14 protein-coding genes are annotated in these 19,704 nt (G+C 55.8%); 7 read left to right on the forward strand and 7 right to left on the reverse strand.

The features are described from left to right. Positions 1 to 32: 32 nt before the first annotated feature. The 5 genes from LC093_RS01970 to LC093_RS01990 form a co-directional block, all read right to left on the reverse strand. Positions 33 to 779: a PP2C family protein-serine/threonine phosphatase gene (locus LC093_RS01970; RefSeq protein ID WP_226661449.1), complete on the reverse strand. Its 747-nt coding sequence runs from the start codon at positions 777 to 779 to the stop codon at positions 33 to 35. Positions 780 to 804: 25 nt separating this feature from the next. Further along, complete coding sequence (locus LC093_RS01975) at positions 805 to 2,316, reverse strand: Hsp70 family protein (protein ID WP_226661451.1); 1,512 nt, start codon at positions 2,314 to 2,316, stop codon at positions 805 to 807. A gap of 36 nt (positions 2,317 to 2,352) precedes the next feature. Further along, positions 2,353 to 5,166: a serine/threonine protein kinase gene (locus LC093_RS01980; RefSeq protein ID WP_226661453.1), complete on the reverse strand. Its 2,814-nt coding sequence runs from the start codon at positions 5,164 to 5,166 to the stop codon at positions 2,353 to 2,355. 105 nt (positions 5,167 to 5,271) lie between these two features. After that, positions 5,272 to 5,655 (reverse strand): energy transducer TonB, encoded by a 384-nt coding sequence (locus tag LC093_RS01985; RefSeq protein ID WP_226661454.1) that lies wholly within the window; start codon positions 5,653 to 5,655, stop codon positions 5,272 to 5,274. 47 nt (positions 5,656 to 5,702) lie between these two features. Further along, entirely contained in the window at positions 5,703 to 7,175 is a 1,473-nt protein-coding gene (locus tag LC093_RS01990; RefSeq protein WP_226661456.1) for a hypothetical protein, read from the reverse strand. Positions 7,176 to 7,522: 347 nt separating this feature from the next. On the opposite strand from LC093_RS01990, the gene LC093_RS01995 reads away from it, so the two are divergent. From LC093_RS01995 to LC093_RS02005, 3 genes are all read left to right on the forward strand, one after another. Next, on the forward strand, positions 7,523 to 8,419 hold the full coding sequence (locus LC093_RS01995) for a hypothetical protein (protein WP_226661458.1): 897 nt from the start codon (positions 7,523 to 7,525) through the stop codon (positions 8,417 to 8,419). Further along, on the forward strand, positions 8,412 to 9,254 hold the full coding sequence (locus tag LC093_RS02000) for a hypothetical protein (protein ID WP_226661460.1): 843 nt from the start codon (positions 8,412 to 8,414) through the stop codon (positions 9,252 to 9,254). The genes LC093_RS01995 and LC093_RS02000 overlap by 8 nt, the downstream gene beginning before the upstream one ends. Before the next feature lie 65 nt (positions 9,255 to 9,319). Then, positions 9,320 to 9,886: a hypothetical protein gene (locus LC093_RS02005; protein ID WP_226661463.1), complete on the forward strand. Its 567-nt coding sequence runs from the start codon at positions 9,320 to 9,322 to the stop codon at positions 9,884 to 9,886. 80 nt (positions 9,887 to 9,966) lie between these two features. Here the strand turns inward: LC093_RS02005 and LC093_RS02010 are convergent, their stop codons facing one another. Further along, positions 9,967 to 11,595 (reverse strand): vWA domain-containing protein, encoded by a 1,629-nt coding sequence (locus tag LC093_RS02010; protein WP_226661466.1) that lies wholly within the window; start codon positions 11,593 to 11,595, stop codon positions 9,967 to 9,969. A gap of 250 nt (positions 11,596 to 11,845) precedes the next feature. Here LC093_RS02010 and LC093_RS02015 point away from each other — a divergent pair, with 250 nt between their 5' ends. From LC093_RS02015 to LC093_RS02030, 4 genes are read left to right on the forward strand one after another with little or no spacing between them, the layout of a single operon-like run. Next, positions 11,846 to 13,579: a hypothetical protein gene (locus LC093_RS02015; protein WP_226661467.1), complete on the forward strand. Its 1,734-nt coding sequence runs from the start codon at positions 11,846 to 11,848 to the stop codon at positions 13,577 to 13,579. 26 nt (positions 13,580 to 13,605) lie between these two features. Next, complete coding sequence (locus LC093_RS02020) at positions 13,606 to 15,420, forward strand: hypothetical protein (protein ID WP_226661470.1); 1,815 nt, start codon at positions 13,606 to 13,608, stop codon at positions 15,418 to 15,420. A 3-nt stretch (positions 15,421 to 15,423) separates the two neighbouring features. Then, positions 15,424 to 16,566: an LPP20 family lipoprotein gene (locus tag LC093_RS02025; RefSeq protein ID WP_226661471.1), complete on the forward strand. Its 1,143-nt coding sequence runs from the start codon at positions 15,424 to 15,426 to the stop codon at positions 16,564 to 16,566. An 11-nt stretch (positions 16,567 to 16,577) separates the two neighbouring features. Then, positions 16,578 to 17,069 carry a hypothetical protein gene (locus LC093_RS02030; RefSeq protein WP_226661474.1) on the forward strand — a complete coding sequence of 164 codons (492 nt, stop codon included), beginning with the start codon at positions 16,578 to 16,580 and terminating at the stop codon, positions 17,067 to 17,069. Positions 17,070 to 17,157: 88 nt separating this feature from the next. Here the strand turns inward: LC093_RS02030 and LC093_RS02035 are convergent, their stop codons facing one another. Further along, positions 17,158 to 19,644 carry a protein kinase domain-containing protein gene (locus LC093_RS02035; protein WP_226661482.1) on the reverse strand — a complete coding sequence of 829 codons (2,487 nt, stop codon included), beginning with the start codon at positions 19,642 to 19,644 and terminating at the stop codon, positions 17,158 to 17,160. Between the last annotated feature and the right edge of the window lie 60 nt (positions 19,645 to 19,704).

Genomic DNA, 19,704 nt, shown 5'->3' on the forward strand with positions numbered 1-19,704 from the left:
TTTTTCTATTTTGTAAAAGGTTCTGATATTTACTATCGGCGCCAACGCCGCAAGAGGCCTTTCAACCCTTGGGCTGAATGCTCCAGCAATACAAAACTGAAGTTATCCTTGGCACTCGTTTTCTGAATTGCACGTGTTAGTGAACGCGCCGTATCATCCAAGTTATCGCGTGCAAGCAGTATTGCGCTCAGCTCATCAAATGTGAGCATGTCGCTTACCCCGTCTGAACAGAGCATCAGGCCACCGGCCCCACTTGGTTTGTAGTGGGTTTCACCCGGGCGAAGGTGGGTAATCTCTTTAAGCCCGAGAGCCTGGCTGATCAGGTTTTTCTTTGGGTGCTCCTGGGCCTCTTCCGCACTCAATACCCCGCGCATTACCAGCTCTTCCACGAAGGAGTGGTCGCGGGTGAGTTGTTGTAGCTGGCCCTTTGCGCTCCAGGCGTAAACCCTGCTATCGCCGCTCCACACCAGTCGGAAGCCACGTTTTTCCTTTTGTACAGCCACCAGCGTGGTACCCATACCCGCTTGCTCGGGATTTGCCTTTGCCGCAGCCTTGATCGCCAGGTGCGCGCGCTGCACTGCTTGCTGCAAGCCGTCCCCCGCCGCAACATCCGCAGCTACCGAATCCACCGCAAGCTGGCTCGCTACTTCACCGGCGGCATGCCCTCCCATACCGTCGGCCACGAGCCATAAGCCCAGCTCATCGTCAGCAAAAACGGTATCTTCATTGTGGTCACGTACATGGCCCACTTCAGATATGGCGACGCTTTTTACTTGCACCTGCATCTTTCCTGGTTCCCGCAGCTCACGTATTGACATCCATTTTCTGCAACCAGCCCTGCTGCTCGAACAGGGCGCGATCCAGAGCTTCGGTTTCTTCGTCCATCACCTGACGAATTTCCCGGCCGGTTTCCGGGTCGCGGGCGGTAATGGTGACAATGCCTTCCAGGTCGTAATGCATTTTAATTTCTACCGGGTACTTCCTGCGTGGACGCTCAATAGGGCCGAAGGCAAAGTAACCCAGACTCTTTTCTTCCCCGCCATCGCCCTCACCGCGCTTTTGCACCGCCTCGATAATCATACGGGTCTGGTCATCACGGGTGGTATAGAAGGTGGTACTCGCGCTGGCAGGCACCGCAGAGTTCTGGTCAATCAGCGCTTTAACTGTTGGCTGACCGTCACGCCCCAGGGTACGGATACCCAGGTCGTAGGAGCAGATGGACTGCAATGCCTTGCCGCCGGACTGGCCAAACGCCTGCTGGGCCAGAATGGCCGCGCCGTAGGCCACGGCCTGATGCGGCTGTTTGCATACAAGTTGATCCCGCGCCTTACCACTGGCGCGGGCTACTTTGTCCAGCACCAGCGGCAACAGGGAGGAACCACCGGTAAGCAGCACCGTGTCGATAAAACTCCAGTCCATACCGGATGCCTGCAGCGCTCGTTCGCACACCGCGAGGGTGTCATCCACAAAATCGTCGATCAGCTGATTAAAACGGTCCTTGGTCAGGATAAATTCCAGGGTACGGCCACCGATCACCAGGGTCTTGTTCACTCGTCCCTTACCTGGCTTGGCAAGCGTGTGCTTCGCCTCATTGGCAAAACGACGCAGGCTCTGCTGCGAGGCGGGATCATCGGGCTTGAAGCCGTGTTGACGTTCAAACTCCTCGACAATAAAACGCACGATGCGCTCATCGATATGTTTACCCCCAAGCCGGTTACTACCCTCCGTGGCCAGCGCATAAAGCCCATCTTCCGAAGACTGCAACACAGTGGCATCAAAGGTGCCGCCGCCCAGGTCGTAAACAAACAGCGTCTGCTCGCCACCTACCTGATGCACCCCATAAAATGTAGCCGCGGCCACTGGCTCCTCGATCAGCTTTACCTGGGAGATACCGGCCATCTGCGCCGCAAGCTTGGTGGCGCGGCGCTGGGCGTCATTGAAATTGGCAGGTACGGCGATCAGCACCCCGCCGATGTCCTCATGGGCGAAGGCGTCCACATCCTTCAGGATTTTTTTCAGCAGCAGCGCAGACAGTGCCTGCGGATACCATTCCCGCTTGTCGCTGTCGGTAAACACCGGTGTGTTGGCTTCCATCTCCAACTTGAAAAAACGCGCGTGGGGGAGGCCCGGCTCGTCTTCCAGAATTTCCTCTACCGGCGTGCCCACCAGGCAGCCCTCTTCCCCCAGATGCACCACACTGGGTGTGCGGAATTCATTGGCGTCGTGAAAATCGGGAAACAGCGTCGGCTGGCCGTGGTCATTGACGTAAGCCGCAACGGTGAAGGTGGTTCCCAGGTCTATTCCCAAATACAGCAATTTTTTACTCCGAATTTTATTGCACTCTGTGATCGGTCAGTTGTTTACCGCAGGAGAGTAGCCATCCAGTTCTGTTTTCCCGTTAACCGAAACCTTTTTAAGCACAATTGTCGCATTCGTAATGCTATTGGTGGCTACCGATATCGATCGACTGGTTTGACGATACGGGAACATTAATCCGCCGTATTCGCGGTAACTTTCAATCTGCTGCTGAATATCCATTAGCAGCACATCACCCCTATAGGTCTCAAAATCAAGCTTCTTTAGCTGGCCGTTTGACGAGTCCAGGTAGTACTTTGCCTTGGTTCGCATCGTGTAATCTGGAAATTCTGTATCGTAGCTTGCACTAACAACATGAAAGTTTTCACCACCGGATCCGCCCTCTTTTCCTAAATATTCAACCTCATCCAGATTTCTGATATTCCAAAGCAAAAGACTCAATTCGACTTCCCAGCTCGCTCGTAAAAAGGCTGCCATGCAAGGTTTCATCGTTGATTCTTCCTCATCCCAGCAATTCGTACCTTCTCGATAAAGAGAGGATTCGAATTCGCCAAAGTCCGTATTCTTTAAATATCTACCGTTATCGCCGTAGCTTAAGGACTGGTCAATCTTTCCAGTGCCCTTAATGTCCATTTGGGATTTCACCATAAGCTGCTTTACGGCATCCAGACGCTCTCTTCCTCCGAGAAATTGAATATGTAAATCTAGTACGGCGCCCAATTTCCGCTCCATCTCTTTTTTGATCGCTTCCTGGCGTTGCCGTTCGGCGTTCTCTGCTGCCAGTTTGGCCTCTTCACGTCTGCGAGCCTCAGCTTCGGCAGCCTGCCTTTTGGCTGCGTTACGCTCGGATTGAACTCGTTTTACTGCCCCTTGTGCCGATACAACCGAATCTGCCCAGAGGGCCGCCGCCGCATTCCAGAGGGAGGTCGCTTCATGCAAGCTGCCCTCCTGATAAGCCGATTCCGCCCGCTCTTCTTCAGAAGAGGCTCTACCTGTCAACTCAGATTCAGCCAGGTCATACTGCTGTTTTAACGTGAGCCAGGATTGCTTCTTGCCGCTATTTAGTTTGCGGCTGGCGATCAACATCTCGCCCAAACGCGTCAGTTTCTGCCACCCCGCGCTGGCCGCTTCCCAGTGAGCGAGCGCATTGGCGAAGTTGCCCGCAGCCTGGTCACTCTGAGCCATTTGTTCACTGGAATTACTCTGCTCAACCAGTGGTGCCGTTTGCAATAAATCCAGGTCAATCCAGCGCTGCTTGTACTGCTTTACCGTCTTTTCTATGACAAACAGCTGTTCAGCGGCATTAAAGTTTTCCCGAAGTGTTTGATAATCTGCACGAACTTGCACAAGAATCGGCTCAGCCTGGATAAGGACATTGTCCCGTATCAGCGCCTCAGCCATGGCCAGATCACCCTCCAGTTCGGTGAGTCCGGAGCCGGCAAAAATTCCGCTTTCGGTGATGCGCTGCCAGTACCGAAGCGATGCAAGCTCGCTACTGTTGGCTCGCTCAGCATCACGCACGTCGTTATCGAGGTTGCGGCGAGAAGTTTCCAGGCGCTGCTTGAGCACCTTGATCTCGCCCTGGATCTTCGCCAGGCTGGCTTTTTGGGCTGCGATCTCCTCTTTGCTCATCGGCAGCAAGCTCTTCAGGCTATCGAGCCCCAAATTGCCATTGGCGGCCAGGCCACCAATACCGAGCAGGGCCACCAGCACCCCGGCAGCGATGCCAATGCCTTTCCGCGGCAAATTCAGGTCAATACCACCGCCTTTGTGACTTTGCATTGCCTGAGCAAAAGCCGCCATGTCTGAAAAACGGTCTTCAGGGCGGGTTTCGAGCGCCTTTTCCACGTTTGTGGCAAAGCGTTTACCCAAATCCTTGCGCAGTTCACGCAGAGGCCTGAAACGGCCCGCCGGCACTTCCCCAGCGAGTAGTTCATAGAGCAACACACCCAAGGCGTACTGGTCGGCGCGGCCGTCGATACTGCTGGTACCCTTGAGCTGTTCCGGGGCCATGTAATAGGCGGTACCCATGGCAGCACCGGTTTGGGTGCGCTGGCTGGTGGATTGAACACGGGCAATGCCGAAGTCCATGATCTTGTAATCACCATCTTCGGTGACCCAGATATTTTCCGGCTTGATATCGCGGTGTACGGTGTGCTGGTGGGCATAGGCCAGGGCATTGGCGAGAGTCGCGGCGAGAGTACGGGCCTCCCCCTCGTCAAACGGTTGGCGTGTGAGCTTGCGGACTTCCATCAACTGCCGCAGGTCTTGGCCTTCCAGTAGCTCCATGGTCAGAAAGAAGAAGTCTCCGTCCTGCTGTACGTCGAAGACATTGACGATATTCGGGTGACTCAGTTTTGAAGAGACACGGGCTTCATCAAGAAATCGCTGCCTGGCGCGCTCGTTCTGCACCAATGAGGGCAGCAGTACCTTAAGGGCAATATCTTCCTGTTTGGTACTGTCATAGGCATGGTAAACAGCACCCATACCACCCGCACCGATTTGCTCACGGATTTCGTAGCGGTTGGCGAGCACCTGCCCCGCTTGCAGCGTTATTTGCGCAGTGTTTGCACCATCGAACTGAGTAGCGGATTGAGGCAGGTCTGCGAGCTTGGTTTGCGACAGGGATGACGGCCGGGCATTGTTTGACCCGGACTCAGACACCAGTATCATCGAAAGCTCCTCAAGACTCTGCAACTGCTGCTTATACTTTTGTCGCAGCGCGTCCGTGGGCGCATTTTCCAAGGCCTGCTCCAGCTGTGCTACTTTCTGCGTAATTGCTTGCTGGATTTGAGCTGGGGTGGCGTTGGCATCCAATCCCAGAGATTCAACGAGCGTGCCTTGGTTCATTGTGTGGATTCCCAAAATTCTTAGCGCTTCTTTCGTATAATTTTCACACCGCCGCCATGCAGCTGCGGCTCAGCTTTCCGCTATGTGCGAGTTGCCACACAAATGTCACTTGGAGATCGTAAATTCGATCTTTGCCTGCACCCCTTCAACGGCTGCAATCCGGCCATCCTTGTCATACTTCGGCTTGTACTTGTATTTGGATACCGCTTTCTTCGCTGCCTCATCAAAAATATTGGCAGGTACCGCTTCGATTACTCTTGGGGTTTCAACACTGCCTTGTGCATTGACGGTAAATTCCAGCACCACATAACCTTCTATTCCACTTTTCAGTGCGTTCGTTGGATAGCGCGGAGCAATCTTGACAATCGGCTTGTAAGAATCGTCAAAAGAGCGAGTATCGGGGCCGTTCGATTCGGAGGCCGTCACGCCGGTGTTCAAAATCGCAATAGCAACCGCGACGATGGAAACGAGCTTTGATTTAAGTTTCATTTTTTATTCTCCAAGTTAAAAACACATCCCGGTGGCCGGGAGAAAAATTACTGTGCAGCAAGCAGTTCCGGCTTTACGCCCTGAAACTTGGGCATTACCTGGCCAATTTTCGCCCCTATATAGGTGGGATCCGCCACGGTGTATATCTTGCCCCCATGCTCCACTACTGCAGCGCCCTCTTCCGGTTCACCGGGCAATGCGACTGCCAGTGCCACATGGCCCGGGTAGTGCAGGCCCACTACCGGTAGATTGAGTAAATCCTTGATCAACCATGCCAGTAAAAATGATCGGTCTTCGCAGTCGATGGCGGCGTAGTGAAAGGATTCCGAAGGTAGCAGATAGCGCTCGCGGCCAAACTGCTCGTCGTCAGTCTGGTATTTGAATCCGTTTTGCACGAACTGCAGCAGGCGGTTTACTGCGAGCTCCGGGGTATCCTGCTGAATGCGTGAGCGCCAGAAATCATCCAGGCTTTTTGCCGTAGTACCGAATACCAGTGCTCGGAAGTAGTGCTCCAGGTCAATTGCCGGGTGGTCTTGCAGAAAGGCAACCCAATGCGGGTCGTAACTGATCGACGTATTGGCGATTCGCCCCCCATCGATAAAGCGGAGCTGCCGGGACTTCTTTTCACCCGGGGTATGCATCAGCTTGTCAAAGCCGAGGCGAAGCTGGCCATTGCCACTGGGAAAACCGGCGGTATGAATGCGTAAACTGTTGGCTGGGCCACCATCCACGCGGTAATAGCGCTCGCCATGGATGGTAAAAAATGGTCTGCCGTAAACCGGCACGTCTGCGGGCATCAGCAGGGCCATATCCGTTTTGCTATAACCCAGGCGAACGTCAAAACCCAGTTGATTGAGTAGATACCAGCTATACGCGGTGGCGGTAGCGGAGTGCTGGATTTCCGCCTTTATCACTTTGCGTACCAGTTGTAACAGTGCCCAGTCGGGCAACTGTAATTCACTCTGCTTCGCCTGTAGCGCCTTCAGTAAGGCCTGAAAATCTGTCCCTGCCAGAGCAAGCCATGTTTCGGCAAACTGCGCCGGAGCCAACTCCGCCAACTGTATGCTGTGCAGGTTTTGTGGCCGGGGAAACTGCAGCGCATTACCGTAGAAATCGACGCTCAGCAATTGATTCAGTTCCGGCTCAGTTTGTACTGGGTCCGGCAGGGGTACCGGTGACTTTTGAGGGGAAACGGGTTTGGATTGCGGGCCCGATTGGGGCTTGTGAGGCTCAGGCTGGGGGGAGACAGGGTTTGACTTCGGCACCGGAGCACCTAGCCCCGGCACCCGGGGTTGCTCCTTCGGTTTCGGCGTATCGTCACGCACCAACGCCTTGTGCGCCTCAAACTCCTGCCAGTGAGTGCGCAAATATTCTGCAAATTCACGGTCGCGGGCACTGGCGAATTGCTGAAATTCACCGCGCTGCTGCTGTTTCCATCGGTCGAAATCGGTATCGCCCTGGGCAAAACTGCCGGAAACACAAATGACCTGTGCCAGAAGACACAATGTGACCAGTCTCATGAGATCGTACGTGGTTATTGTCGTTGTTTTTTACAGATGGCCAAATCGGCGAAACTTACACCTCTGCCGAAATTGTTGTTAGCGGCGCCGAAAAATGTGACAACAGTAGCACTTTTGACGTGAATTGCAGAGCATAAAGTGCGAGGATCACCACTTCTCCAGTGAAAATTGCTGTTATTTACGGTGTACGTGGAGAAACCCGCCAGGATTGAGTGAAACTCAACCAGTTGACGCGTTTTTTAACCAGTTCGGATTTCAAGAAGCTGCCGCGTACCAAACGAGCAAGGTTCCATTCGGATCTGGTTGCCACTTTGAGCAATATTTAGAAACAACAATAACCAAGAATTATGCCCAGTGAGATTTCGTGGCCGGAGCTGATCCTTTCCACCGGCTGGATGGCAAAGTTGGATCGACTCGCGCATTCCCGCTTTGGCCAGCAGGGCCTCGCGGAAGAAGCCAGCACCTATGTGATCCATCGCCTCAGTGAAGACAACTGGGCTCGCTGCCGCACCTTTTCCGGTCAGTCCCGCGCCGAAACGTTTGCTCAGGTGCTGGCAGTAAATCTGCTGGAAGAGTTTGCCCGCAAGCGTTTCGGTCGCCCGCGCCCGCCGACCTGGCTGCAACGGGAGGGCGAACTCTGGGTGCGGCTTTGGAAGATGGTGTGCCTTGAGCGCCAACTGGTGCCCTCGGTCATAGATCGCCTGTGTGCGGATAAACAGCGTGAGCCTTCATTTATTCAGCGCACTATTACCGTCATCAAGGCGCGCCTGCCCTGGTGCGGCGACAGCGCCCGGGAAATTCCCGCGGCCTGCCTGGTTGTCGATAACAGCGATGAACCACATCCAGAGCAGGTCGACCTTTCCACCGAGCAAAGCCTGGACAAAGCCCAGTGGGAAGATGCCCTGTTGGTCATTCACCAACTGTTACTCTCCGCGCAAAATCCCTCTATGCAAGGTATGAAGAGCGAATCCAGTAAAAACAGTGACCTCATAATGCAGCCGGATACGGCACTGCAGCTACAACAACGCCTGGATCTCAATGACGAAGAGCGCCTGCTACTGAAAATGGTTTATCAGGATGGGCTCAAGCTCAATGTAGTGGCCCAGGCTATGAACCTGCCCGCCTACCAGCCGGGCCGTCTGCTGAACCGCCTGCACCAACGTATCGGCACAGCACTGGAAGCCTGCGGTATTTCCCTCGAAGACCTGTTTCGCGATCATAAAGGAGGAGCCATTCATGAATAAATCCTCCCGGGAACAAGCCGCCGCTGCCCGGCTTGCCCTCCACGCCAGTCGCGGCCAGCCGCCCCGTGGCCCTGAGCCCAGCGAGGAAGAGCTGGCCCAGTTACTGGACGACCGCCTGGAATTTTCTCGTAAGCAGGAAATCTACAGCCACCTGAACGCTAACCCCGAGCTTTACCGCCAGTGGCTGCTCCTCGCAGAAAGTCACGCAGAGCGACAGGCACAAAGCGGCACAACCGAAAACCATGGAAAAAACCCCTTCCACTGGCTGCGCTGGTTCGGTGCCTCCAGCGCCCTCGCCGGTTTGGCCGCGGTACTCGTGATCGCGCCGTGGCGGGATACTCCACCATCAATCTCAGTGCAGCACGATATCGCCCGTGAGCAGAAAGCCCAGCTGGAGAAACGCCAGGCGCGGGAATCCCAGAGAAAAGAAAGTCGGGTAAAGGAACCCCAGGTTGAGCAGCTGCCGCAAACCGCAGGTACTCAGGTCATCCTGTCCCAAGACTTGCGCGATGCGTTAAAGGGCATGGCCGATACACTGGTACCCGCAGAAACAACCTACCGCACAAAGCTCGAATCACTGGCTTCCACCACCGCGCAAAACAGCGGCTTCTACGCATTTGGTGTGAGCCTGGGGCAGCTGCAGAACGCCTGTGCCGGCGATGGAAAAATTGAAAAACAGCTGCGCAGCGAACTCCAGACACAAGCAGAAGGGCTGAATTGGCCATCGGGCCCGCTTTCTTTGACCATGGCAAGAATGGGAATGGAGCAGGATCTTTGCGCGCTCGCAGAAGAATTGCGCGAGGAAATATTCGGTATCGAAGCCCCCGGTAAATAGGCCTGTTCAATATTTTTGTCTGGCCCTCTAACTAATTGTCCATTTAAAAACGGTAGGAAATAATAATGCGAACAATCAACTCCGCTTTAGCACTGGCGCTCGGTACCCTGATGCTCACGGGCTGTGGCAGCAACCCGGACACCCCGGTAGGTAATATCGGCCTGCCCGCCTGGGTTATGCAGCCAGAATTGGAAAACGGACTGGCGGAAACCGCCTGTGTACCCTTCTCTGGCCATATCTCCATCGACAAGCAGCAGGCCACCGCTATGGCCCGCAGCGGTATTGCCCAGCAAATCGCGGTAAAAGTCAAAGCCATGGATAAGGTCTACAACCGTCGCACCGATACCACCGGCAGCCTGAATATCGGCGCAAATTTCGAGACCGTCTCCAAGCAGGTAACCGAGCGCAGCCTGTCTGGCACCCGAGCAACCAAAACAGACATATTTGAAATTGATCGCAAGCGTCAGCTCTGCTCCATGGTGACCATGGAACCGGAAAAAACCAAAGAAATCTTCGACAATATCCTCGCCGATAGTGGCCGCCAGTTGGATCCAAAGGACGAGGCCGTGCTGTACGAAGAATTCCGGGCGCACAAGGCGCAGGAAGAACTAGAAAAAGAGCTTTCCCGCTAATCCCTCCCAAACGCCCTCCCAAACATTTGGGGCGCGCATATCGCGCGCCCCAATATGTGAAATTCCCCTATCACCCGGCATCAATGCAGTTCCGACTTCGCCAGACGCAAGAACTCGACAAAGTTGACCCGATAACCATACGGATCTTGGCCACGATTGGCCTGGGCCAGGGCAATTGCATCGTCCAGTGTCCAGTCGCCGGTATATTTACTTTTCCGCAACAGCTGGGCCGCACCGGCTACAGCAGTGGCAAAAGCAACTTCCCGTTGTTGCCAATCTTCGGCCTGAGCCGTGTTGTGAGCCGGCACCGGCACCTCTTCTAGTTGAGAGCGCTTTTTACCCGGCAGCTTGTACCGCAGCCGGACAAAAGCATATTCATCCCGCGAGTCAGCATCGGCATTAGTCTTGGGGCTATAGCGGGAAGACTCCACCAGCGGTGTCCCACCGACCGGGGTGATTTCATAAATGGCAGTGACACTGTGGCCCGCGCCGACTTCGGCGGCATCCACCTTGTCATTATTGAAATCTTCCCGGGCCAGAGCGCGAGTTTCATAACCCAACAGGCGGTATTCGAGTACGGTAGCCGGATTGAATTCCACCTGGAATTTGACATCTTCCGCGATGGGAAACAGCGCAGAATAAGCTTCATTCATCAGCACCTTCCTGGCCTCGTCAATATCGCCGATGTACGCAGCGACGCCATTGCCCTTTTGCGCGAGCGTCTGCATCAATTGATCATCGTAGTTGCCTAGCCCAACACCCAATACCGACAGATAGATGCCCTTTTCCCGTTTGCGGGATATCAGCGCTTCCAGCCCACCGCGGTCCGTCACCCCTATATTAAAGTCTCCGTCACTCGCCAAAAGTACGCGATTTACAGCTTCGTTATCGAAATGCTCTTCCGCCAACTGGTAGGCCAGCTGAATACCCTCGCTGCCGGCGGTGCTGCCCGCAGCTTCCAAATTGTCCAGAGCCCGCAGAATTTCAGACTTTTTTGCAACATTGGTAGGCGGCAAGGCAATGCCGGATGCACCGGCGTAGGTGACGATGGCCACTGAATCCTGGGGATGCATTTCATCCAGCATCATGCGCAGAGCGCGCTTGATCAGGGGCAGCCTGTCCTGGGATTTCATGCTGCCGGAAATATCCAGCAGGAATACCAGATTGGATCTGGGGCGTGACGTGATCTCAGGTTTGTAGCCCTGAATGCCGATATGCAACACTTTGTTGCCGGACTTCCAGGGGGAGTCAGTAACCGTTACATGCGTGGTAAACGGTCGCGCGGGATCACTGGGCACAGGGTAATCATAGTCAAAGTAATTTAACCATTCTTCGAGACGTATACCCGTGGTCCACATAGGGTGACCCTCAAGCAGCATGCGCCGGGCGAAACTGTAGGAGGCCGTGTCTACATCCGCGGAGAAGGTAGAGACTGGAGCCTTGGAAACCCGCTTTATTGTGTTTTCGCTGAATCTCTCAATTCGGGGCGGACTGATAATCGGCCGCGCTTCCATCGCCGGAGCGACCATCTTCGCCTGACGCCCCGCCTCCCTCGCCCTTCGGGCATCTATCAGCGCCTTTTTTTCCTGAACCTCAATTGCTCGTGAAGCCCCGGTTTCCTGCTCGACCGTGGCCATGAAAAGGTAATGGCTTCCGATTACCAAGACTACCAGTGACAGTATATAAGCGCCCAGAACATGTCGTTTCACAGTGAACTCCCAAAGATTGGCTGGTTTCACTGTTCATGGATGGACAAATCTCGATGTTGAACAACCGAGGCGGTAATTCTCTGCCCGGTACATCTTATTGAGTTCGACAAACTCTTGTTCACTGTTTTTTTCTGTCCATCTACAGGAATTGCGCGGTTCGCAGGCTGGTTTGAGGAAAGAAACGCCCTTAAACTGAGAACCGCACCACATAAACCTAAAAATCCGGTCACCTCCACAGGAACTAATAGCCATGCCCAGTAAGGAATTCAGTTCTTCCCGCAATGAATTAGAACAACAACTGGCACAGGCGCGCGCTGAGGCAGAACGTGCTCGCCAGGCGGCCCAAGACGCTGAGTTGGACAAACAGCGGGCGGAGGGAGAAGCCTCCCTGGCCAAAGATCAGGCGGTACAGAGCCAAGAGGCGCTGAATGTGGCCCAGCAGCAAGCTCAAGCTGCAACCGATTCTATGGCTCAGGCGGCCACCGGTGCACAACAGGCGAGCGGTGCCGCCGGTGATGCGCAACAACAGGCGAGCCAGGCCGCGCAAGCTGCCGCAGAAGCACAGCGGGAAGCGTCGGACGCCCGCCAGGCCTCCGATTCCGCTGACAGCGAAGCCCAGTCTGCGCGCACTGCCAGCAATGAAGCCGAGGCAGCGCGCGGAGAAGCGCAGCAAATGGCCAGTGCGGCGGGCAACGCCGCCAACCTCGCCGAGCAACAAGCAAGCGCTGCAAGCCAATCGGCGAGCGAATCGCAGGCCCAGGCCTCCCACGCTGGCGCTTCCGCCAGTGAAGCCCAGTCGCAAGCTGCTCAGGCCGGACAGTCTGCCGGCGAAGCCCAATCCCAAGCCAATACCGCAGGCAGTGCAGCGAACGAAGCTCAAAGTCAGGCGAGCGATGCCAGTGCATCTGCCAGTGATGCAAAAGCCCAGGCTTCGGACGCGGCCGGATCCGCGCACACGGCGAGAACACAGTCAGAGCAAGCCTCTGCCTCTGCTGACGATGCGCAAGCGCAAGCCGGCACCGCGAGCGATGCCGCGCAGCGCTCCACGCAAGAAGCTGAGCGTGCACAAACCGCGTCGGATACCGCTGACCAAATGCGGGATCAGTCTCAGGCCTCTGCCGACAGCGCCAAAGACAGTCAAACGCAAGCGGCCGACGCAGCAAATGTCAGCGCGCAACAACAACAGTCGGCACAGGAGGCTGCAGAACGGACCGCGGAACAAGCGAGCGAAATCGCAAAAGAAGCGGAGATAGCCAAACAAGCCAGCGAAACTGCCGGCCGCGAAGCGGAAGAAGCGGACCAGGCTCAGCAGGCCGCGCAATCCGCCGCGCAGCACGCAGAGTCTGCAGCGCAACAGGCGGACGGAGAGGCAAACCAGGCTGCCAGCGCCGCCAGTCAGGCACAGTCCGCGGCCTCCCAAGCCCAGGCTGAATCCTCCCACGCCGCAGCGGCGGCCTCTCAGGCACAAACGGAAGCCAGCCAGGCCGAGTCGGCCACCAATGCTGCCGCCAGTTCTGCGTATCGGGCTCAGGATACAGCGGAGCAAACGGAAGACGCCTTGCGCCGTGCGGAAGATTATCTCGCGCAAGCAGAACAGCAGCTGCAACAGGCAGAAGCTGCCCGGCAAGAGGCGGAATCCCTGCGCCAGGAAGCCCGACAAACTTCAGAGCGGCTGGCACAGCTGTTATCGCAAATGGAGCAGGAAGCGGCTGCAGCAGTCCAGCAGGCTGAAGATGAAGCGCAGGACGCAAAGTTTGCGGCGGTTGAGGCATGGCAGCACAACGCGCAAGCGATGGATGCCATGATCGAAGCACAGAAATATATGGATGACGCGGAGCGCCATATGGGCGATGCCGAGAATGGGGCTCGTCAGGTCGTGGCCTTTGTTGGCGATGCCCAAAGTGCTCTTACCACTGCCAGCGACGCGGCAAGTGACGCACGTAGTGCAGCCTCTGACGCGCGCTCAGCAGCCAACTCCATTTAATGCGGTTTTGAAAGAGAGCAACTTGCATGGACACCACAAACAATAAAAGCCGCAGCGAACTCGAAGCCGCGCTGGCACGCGCACGCGCTGAAGCCGAGCAGGCGCGCCAGGCTGCGCAGCAAGCCCAAACGGAAAAACAGGCAGCGGAAATTGAAGCCGGAATCGCGCAAGAACAGACCGCGGCCAGCCGCGACGCCATGCAGAACGCCCAGCAGCAAGCACAGGCAGCCACCCATACTTCTGCTCAGTCGGCGCAAACTGCGCAGCAGTCCCAGACCAGTGCTTCCGCCGCTCAACAGCAATTTCAGCAAACCCAGCAGGCTACTGGTGAAGCTCAGCGGCAGGCTGCACAAGCAGGTCGGTCTGCTGACGTTGCGGAACAGGAAATGCTGACGGCTAAGCGTGCATCTTCACAGGCACAAGACGGTGCAGATGACGCAAACCGGGCAGCCATTGGCGCGGGCGTCGTAGCCGGTACTGCGCACCAGGCCAGCGCCAATGCCCACTCTGCAGCGTCTGAGGCTCAGACCCAAACCACGGTTTCAAGTGCCGCGGCCTCCAATGCCTCCAGCAGCGCACAAGTATCCGGAAGCGCCGCCACTGAAGCGACCAATCAAAGCGCCAGTGCCACCTCAGCAGCCCAGGAAGCACAATCACAGTCTGCATCCGCGTCCAGCTCCGCCCAAATGTCCCGGGATCAACAAGGGGCAACAACGCAAGCTGCTGACCAGTCCCGCACACAGGCGACCGAAGCTACCAGTCAAGCCGATACAGCATCGACACAATCGCAGCAGGCAGGCGCTGCTGCCCGCGATGCACAATCGACAGCCGGTACCGCAGCCGATTCCGCCGGCCAATCTCAACAGCATGCGGATAGCGCGCGCTCTGCTGCTGCAACCTCCCGGGAGGGCGAGCAAGCAGCCAACAGCGCGGCCGGAGAAGCTGAGGAACATAAGAATGCCGCGCAACGCGCTGCAGAGGCAGCCGCAGAGCAACAGAAACTGGCTGAGGAATACGCAAAGGACGCTGCCCTGCAAAGTGCAGAAACTCAGGAACGCAAAGTAGAGGCGCAGCAGGCAAGACAACAGGCGGACGAACATACGAGCAATGCCCAGAGCAGCGGGCAACAGGCAGAAAGCGTACTAGCGCAGGCGAAATCTGCGGCCACTGGCGCTTCGGCCTCCGCGAGCGAAGCTTCTGCGGCAGACGCTCAGGCGACTGCCGCTGTGAGCCGTGCACAGAGTGAAGTATCGGTAGCACAAACCGCCGCCTCTACCGCGCAGACAGCATCCCAAGTTGCCACGCGTTTTGAAAATATGGCAACGCAAGCCAAGACGGACGCGGAGAAAAACACTGATGAAGTTGACGATTTACTCGACCAGATCAAACAGGTTGCACAGGATGCGCAGCAGACACGCGACGACACTGCAGCGCTGAAATCTGAAATCGAACAGTTACTCGCGTACGCCGAGGATGCAGCGCAAACCAGCCGTGCCCACTTCAACCAGCTGGTAAAGGAAGCCGAAAGTGCCAAAACTCGGGCTGAAGATGGCAGGCTCGATGCGAGCAATGCCCAATATACGGCAGAAGGTAATCGTGATCAGGCGAACCAGTATTCCCAGCAGGCCGGCCAAGCCGCCCAGGGGGCGCAGCAACATTGCGGTGATGCAAACAATGGACTGGGCCAGTGCCATAGTATGGCGGCCAGCTGTAAAGGCGAGATGGGCTCTGCCGATTCCAGCAGACTCGAGGCCGAAGACTGGGCACGCGTAGCTGAACAACGCAAACGCGACAGGCTTGACCGTATGAACAGTACCCCTAACGGCTGGGCCCGCCCATAGGTAATGGCGATAAATTTTCGCCAATCAGTAAAAGGAATACGCATCGTGAAGCCCGCCCTACATAGTGTCATTGTGGCCTGCCTCATTACGTTAGGCTGTGCTGGGGCGCCCGACACAGACGGGCCTCAACAACTCCCCCGGACACTGAGTTCTCACTGCCTCACAGTAACGACTGGAAGTACAAGTGGAATATATCGGGGAATTGGCAGTGGAAAAGATTTGCCTGAAGCCCGCCGCCGCGCTTATGCAGATATCGCAGAACAACTCTCCGTCCTTGTCCATAGCGATAGTGAAATACAAACCCTCAAGCAGAATAGGACTGTATCCACTGACTGGAACGAACGTATACATTCCCTTGCTACCGCCACCCTTGACGACTTACAGCTGGATTGCCTCGACAAAAGTGACCCTTCGGGACGAGTCCATCTCGCCCTACTCTATGACGCCCGACCGCTGCATGTACGGTATGGGGAGCGCATTGTTGAATTGCTTGGCTACCAACCACACACATTGAATCTGGTGGGTGCTGTCGCCCTGACATCCAGCCCCTTCGCCGAGGATTTGCGAAAGGTTGTAGAAAATCCTCTGGGTAAGGAGGAATTTTCGAGCGACATCATCCTGGAGCACACCGCCAACGGCTGGAACCTCTACGTAGCCGAACAGGTCATTCCACTGAAAGATGAGCAACTGCCCTATGCCATCAACTGGCAAACACTGAACCGCCATAAATTGAGTCTTATCCCGCAGCTTATCAGCGGAAAACGACTGCCATTACAAATACCCCCAGCTACTGAGTATCGCTGGGAAGTTACAGCGAACAACACAGGCTATTTGCACCTGATCGGCTTCTATCAGGACGGACAGCTGGATATCCTGCGGCAAGATCTCAGTATCCGCCGCGCAACTCCCTTGATCATTCCAGAACAAGGCGGTGTACTGGAAGCAGGATTGATTGCACCCGATACCCTCACGACAGATTCCTACATTGCGCTGGTTACCGACCAACCACTATCAGAAACTCCCCTCGGTTCTCTTCTGGAACGCGGTCGCCTGGGAGCAAATGGCAGCCTGAATCGTTTTTTCCTCACATTAGAAAACTTGCATGGGGCGGTAGGCGTGGTCAATCTCGCCGTCGCTCCTGAATAGGTACCGCACAGATGACAGATCAGTTGAATAATGGCCTACGCTACAATGGCGAGGGCTACGATTTACTGGCCGCTGAGCCCGGTCTTTTCTCACCCTGGGAGCACGATATTGAGCCAGAGGTGGTCTGTACCAGCAATTGGGCAGGTTATGTTGCCATTTTTGATATTCGCAACCAACGACTGTATCTGGACAACCTTTCGGTGGGGCACACACCCAGGCGCGGCCCGCCACGACTTCAGGATCCAGATGATCCCCTGTCCTTTCTGTGTGCCGGCTCACCGCCACTGCCGTTGCTAAATGGCGTGGCGGCCAAAAATGCGGGATCCAGCTACTGGGAATATACCGATATCAACCTTGCACTCGACTATACCGGCAGGCTGACCCTGAGCCATTCAACAGACACCCATGAGCGGGGGTACCTGCAGCTCCATTTCCAGCAGGGGCAACTGATCCGCACCACCGTCATTCCCAAACCCGACAGCCTTTACGAATCAGCCCACTGACAACTGGCGTCACACCCCCGGGAGGCCACTATATAGTGGCCGGTGAAATTGGCCGAACGAACGGCGAATTTATTGTTTTTGCCGTTCGCTAATTCGCGACGATCCGCTGCAACTCCACCTCAAATATGAGTGTGGAATTTGGACCAATTTTTCCTACGCTACGGTCGCCATAAGCCAAATTTGAAGGCACAAATATCTTCCACTTGGCCCCCTCTTTCATTAACTGCAGTGCCTCTGTCCATCCTGAAATCACAGTATTGACAGAAAACTCGGTGCTCTCACCGCGTTTATAGGAACTGTCAAATTCCTGCCCGTCCAGAAAGGTCCCGCGATAGTCAACCTTCACAACACTCTTCGACTTTGGAGATTTCCCTGTGCCCTCGCGCAAGACCAGATACTGCAGGCCGCTTTTTGTGGTCACCACGCCCGGCTTCCCGGCATTTTCCGCAAGAAACGCCTGTCCCTCGGCCAGATTTTTTATGCCTGCCAGTTTTTCGCGCTCTTCGGACCGCACTTTCGATTCGGCCTTGAATCTTTTCTCTACGGCATCCCTTTCACTGTCAGAAAGTCGGGATTCAATGCCGAGATTTACATCATTAATCGCAAGTTCAGCCGAATCAGGTTCCGCGGAATAGCCATTTTCAATCATCCAATTCGCAGAATCACGCCCATCAGAATAAGACAGCACCTGCGAAAATGACCTCATGACTGATCGCCCATCACCGGCCGAAATTCCATCAACGCCCAGAAGCTGCTCGACACGCTCAATGGCCTTCGGCCTGTCAGGGCCATTTGCGTGATATGCCTTGATTTGCTCGACCACCTCCGGTGGCAGGGCAGAATCGCGATTTCCATTCACACCCTTTATCCCGGCGGCAGCAAAATTCGCTTCAAATCGCACATTTAAATCACGCTGATATCCGCGAGCCGTAAAATGATACCGGAGATATAACAGTGCCTGTTCATAGGTGCGCTGAGGGGAATCGAAGGCTTGTGCGTCCCGGTAATGTTTGCCACGGGCATCGAGTGCATCCACCAATCCGTTATAGCCTGCCCTAACCTGCTCAAATACCGGTCTTGCCTGGTCAAAGGCGTTTTCCCGCAGCAGGGTTTGCGCCATTTTCAGGTTTCCTTCCAGCTCTCCCATTGCGGAGCCGGAAAAAATTTCGCTGTCAACGGCCCGCTTCCACACGCGAAGAATCGGCAGATTTTTGTCGTCTTCCCGCTCTGCAGTCCGCAGTGTGTTTTCAAGTTCCCGACGCCCACTTTCCAGCCGTCGATGCAGTACACCGATCTCACCTTCGATTTTGGCCAATTCGGCCTTTCGCGCGGCAATTTCTTCCTGGCTCATGGGCAACAGTTTCTTCAGGCTGCCCAGGTCGATACTGCCACTGGCCACAAGGCCGCCGACGCTAAGGAGCGCCACCAATACCCCGGCAGAGATGCCTACCTGTTTCCACGGCCAATCTGGAAGAGCAAACCCTCCGCCCTTGCCTTTACCGGCAAGCGCCAGCTTAACCTGCTCCATATCGGCAAATCGCGCATTGGGATCATTGGACAGCAGACGGTCAATGGTGGCGGAGAGCTTCTTGCCGATCTCGCTGCGCACTTTGTACGCGGGATCAATGCGCCCGGCGGGGATCTTCTCCGTAAGCATCTCGTAGAGCAGCACGCCGAGGGCATACTGGTCCGCGCGGCCGTCGATGTCGCTTCGACCCTGCAGCTGCTCCGGTGCCATGTAATAGGCGGTGCCCATGGCGGCACCGGTCTGGGTGCGCTGGCTGGTGGACTGGACGCGGGCAATGCCGAAATCCATGACCTTGACCTTGCCATCTTCGGTCAGCCAGATGTTTTCCGGCTTGATATCACGGTGCACGGTGCGCTCGTGGGCGTGCGCCAGACCGTCACAGACGGCGCTCGCGATACGCATTGCCTCACTGACGGGAATTTGCTGGCGGCCGAGCTTGAGATTGTCCAGATAGCTGCGCAGGTCCTGGCCCTCAAGCAGCTCCATAGTAATAAAGAACAGCTCGCCATCCTGCTGCACGTCGAACACATTGACGATATTGGGATGGCTCAGCTGGCTGGCCAGGCGCGCCTCATCCAGGAAACGCTCCCGCGCGCGGGGATTTTTCGTTAGTTGCGGCAGCAGTACCTTGAGGGCGATATCTTCCCCGCGGTTCTTGTCATGGGCGCGGAACACGGCACCCATACCACCCGCACCAATGCGCTCTTCAATGGTGAAACGGCCGGCCAGCACAGTACCCGGTTCCAGAGTGACCTGCGGTCCCTCGCCGCCGTCAAACTGGGTGGCGGATTGCGGCAGGTCGGCGAGTTTCGTGTGGGACAGCGAAGGATTTCGACTCGCATCCGCGGTTGCTTCGGACTGGAGTGTTGTTGCCAGTTGGGCGAGTTTATCCAACTGTTGCTGATACTTTTGTTTCAGGGCATCCGTGGGCGCCTTGGCCAAAGCCTGTTGGAGTTGCGCCTGTTTCCGGGCAGCTGCTTCTTGAACCTGCCTCGGGCTGGCGCTTTCAGCCAAGCCTAAAAATCCAAAGTCACGGTCTTGAGTCATGGATTGAATTCCCTCTACAGAATTCGATATCAGGGTAATGAGATTTTTAGGCGCGCTGCG

This window comes from Microbulbifer aggregans (genome assembly GCF_020524005.1).
GTDB classification, from domain to species: domain Bacteria; phylum Pseudomonadota; class Gammaproteobacteria; order Pseudomonadales; family Cellvibrionaceae; genus Microbulbifer; species Microbulbifer aggregans_A.

Coding starts and splice junctions, on each gene's coding strand:
- LC093_RS01980 (WP_226661453.1), bottom strand. CDS start 5,166: ATGAACCAAGGCACGCTCGTTGAATCTCTGGGATTGGATGCCAACGCC.
- LC093_RS01985 (WP_226661454.1), bottom strand. CDS start 5,655: ATGAAACTTAAATCAAAGCTCGTTTCCATCGTCGCGGTTGCTATTGCG.
- LC093_RS01990 (WP_226661456.1), bottom strand. CDS start 7,175: ATGAGACTGGTCACATTGTGTCTTCTGGCACAGGTCATTTGTGTTTCC.
- LC093_RS01995 (WP_226661458.1), top strand. CDS start 7,523: ATGCCCAGTGAGATTTCGTGGCCGGAGCTGATCCTTTCCACCGGCTGG.
- LC093_RS02000 (WP_226661460.1), top strand. CDS start 8,412: ATGAATAAATCCTCCCGGGAACAAGCCGCCGCTGCCCGGCTTGCCCTC.
- LC093_RS02005 (WP_226661463.1), top strand. CDS start 9,320: ATGCGAACAATCAACTCCGCTTTAGCACTGGCGCTCGGTACCCTGATG.
- LC093_RS02015 (WP_226661467.1), top strand. CDS start 11,846: ATGCCCAGTAAGGAATTCAGTTCTTCCCGCAATGAATTAGAACAACAA.
- LC093_RS02020 (WP_226661470.1), top strand. CDS start 13,606: ATGGACACCACAAACAATAAAAGCCGCAGCGAACTCGAAGCCGCGCTG.
- LC093_RS02025 (WP_226661471.1), top strand. CDS start 15,424: ATGGCGATAAATTTTCGCCAATCAGTAAAAGGAATACGCATCGTGAAG.
- LC093_RS02030 (WP_226661474.1), top strand. CDS start 16,578: ATGACAGATCAGTTGAATAATGGCCTACGCTACAATGGCGAGGGCTAC.
- LC093_RS02035 (WP_226661482.1), bottom strand. CDS start 19,644: ATGACTCAAGACCGTGACTTTGGATTTTTAGGCTTGGCTGAAAGCGCC.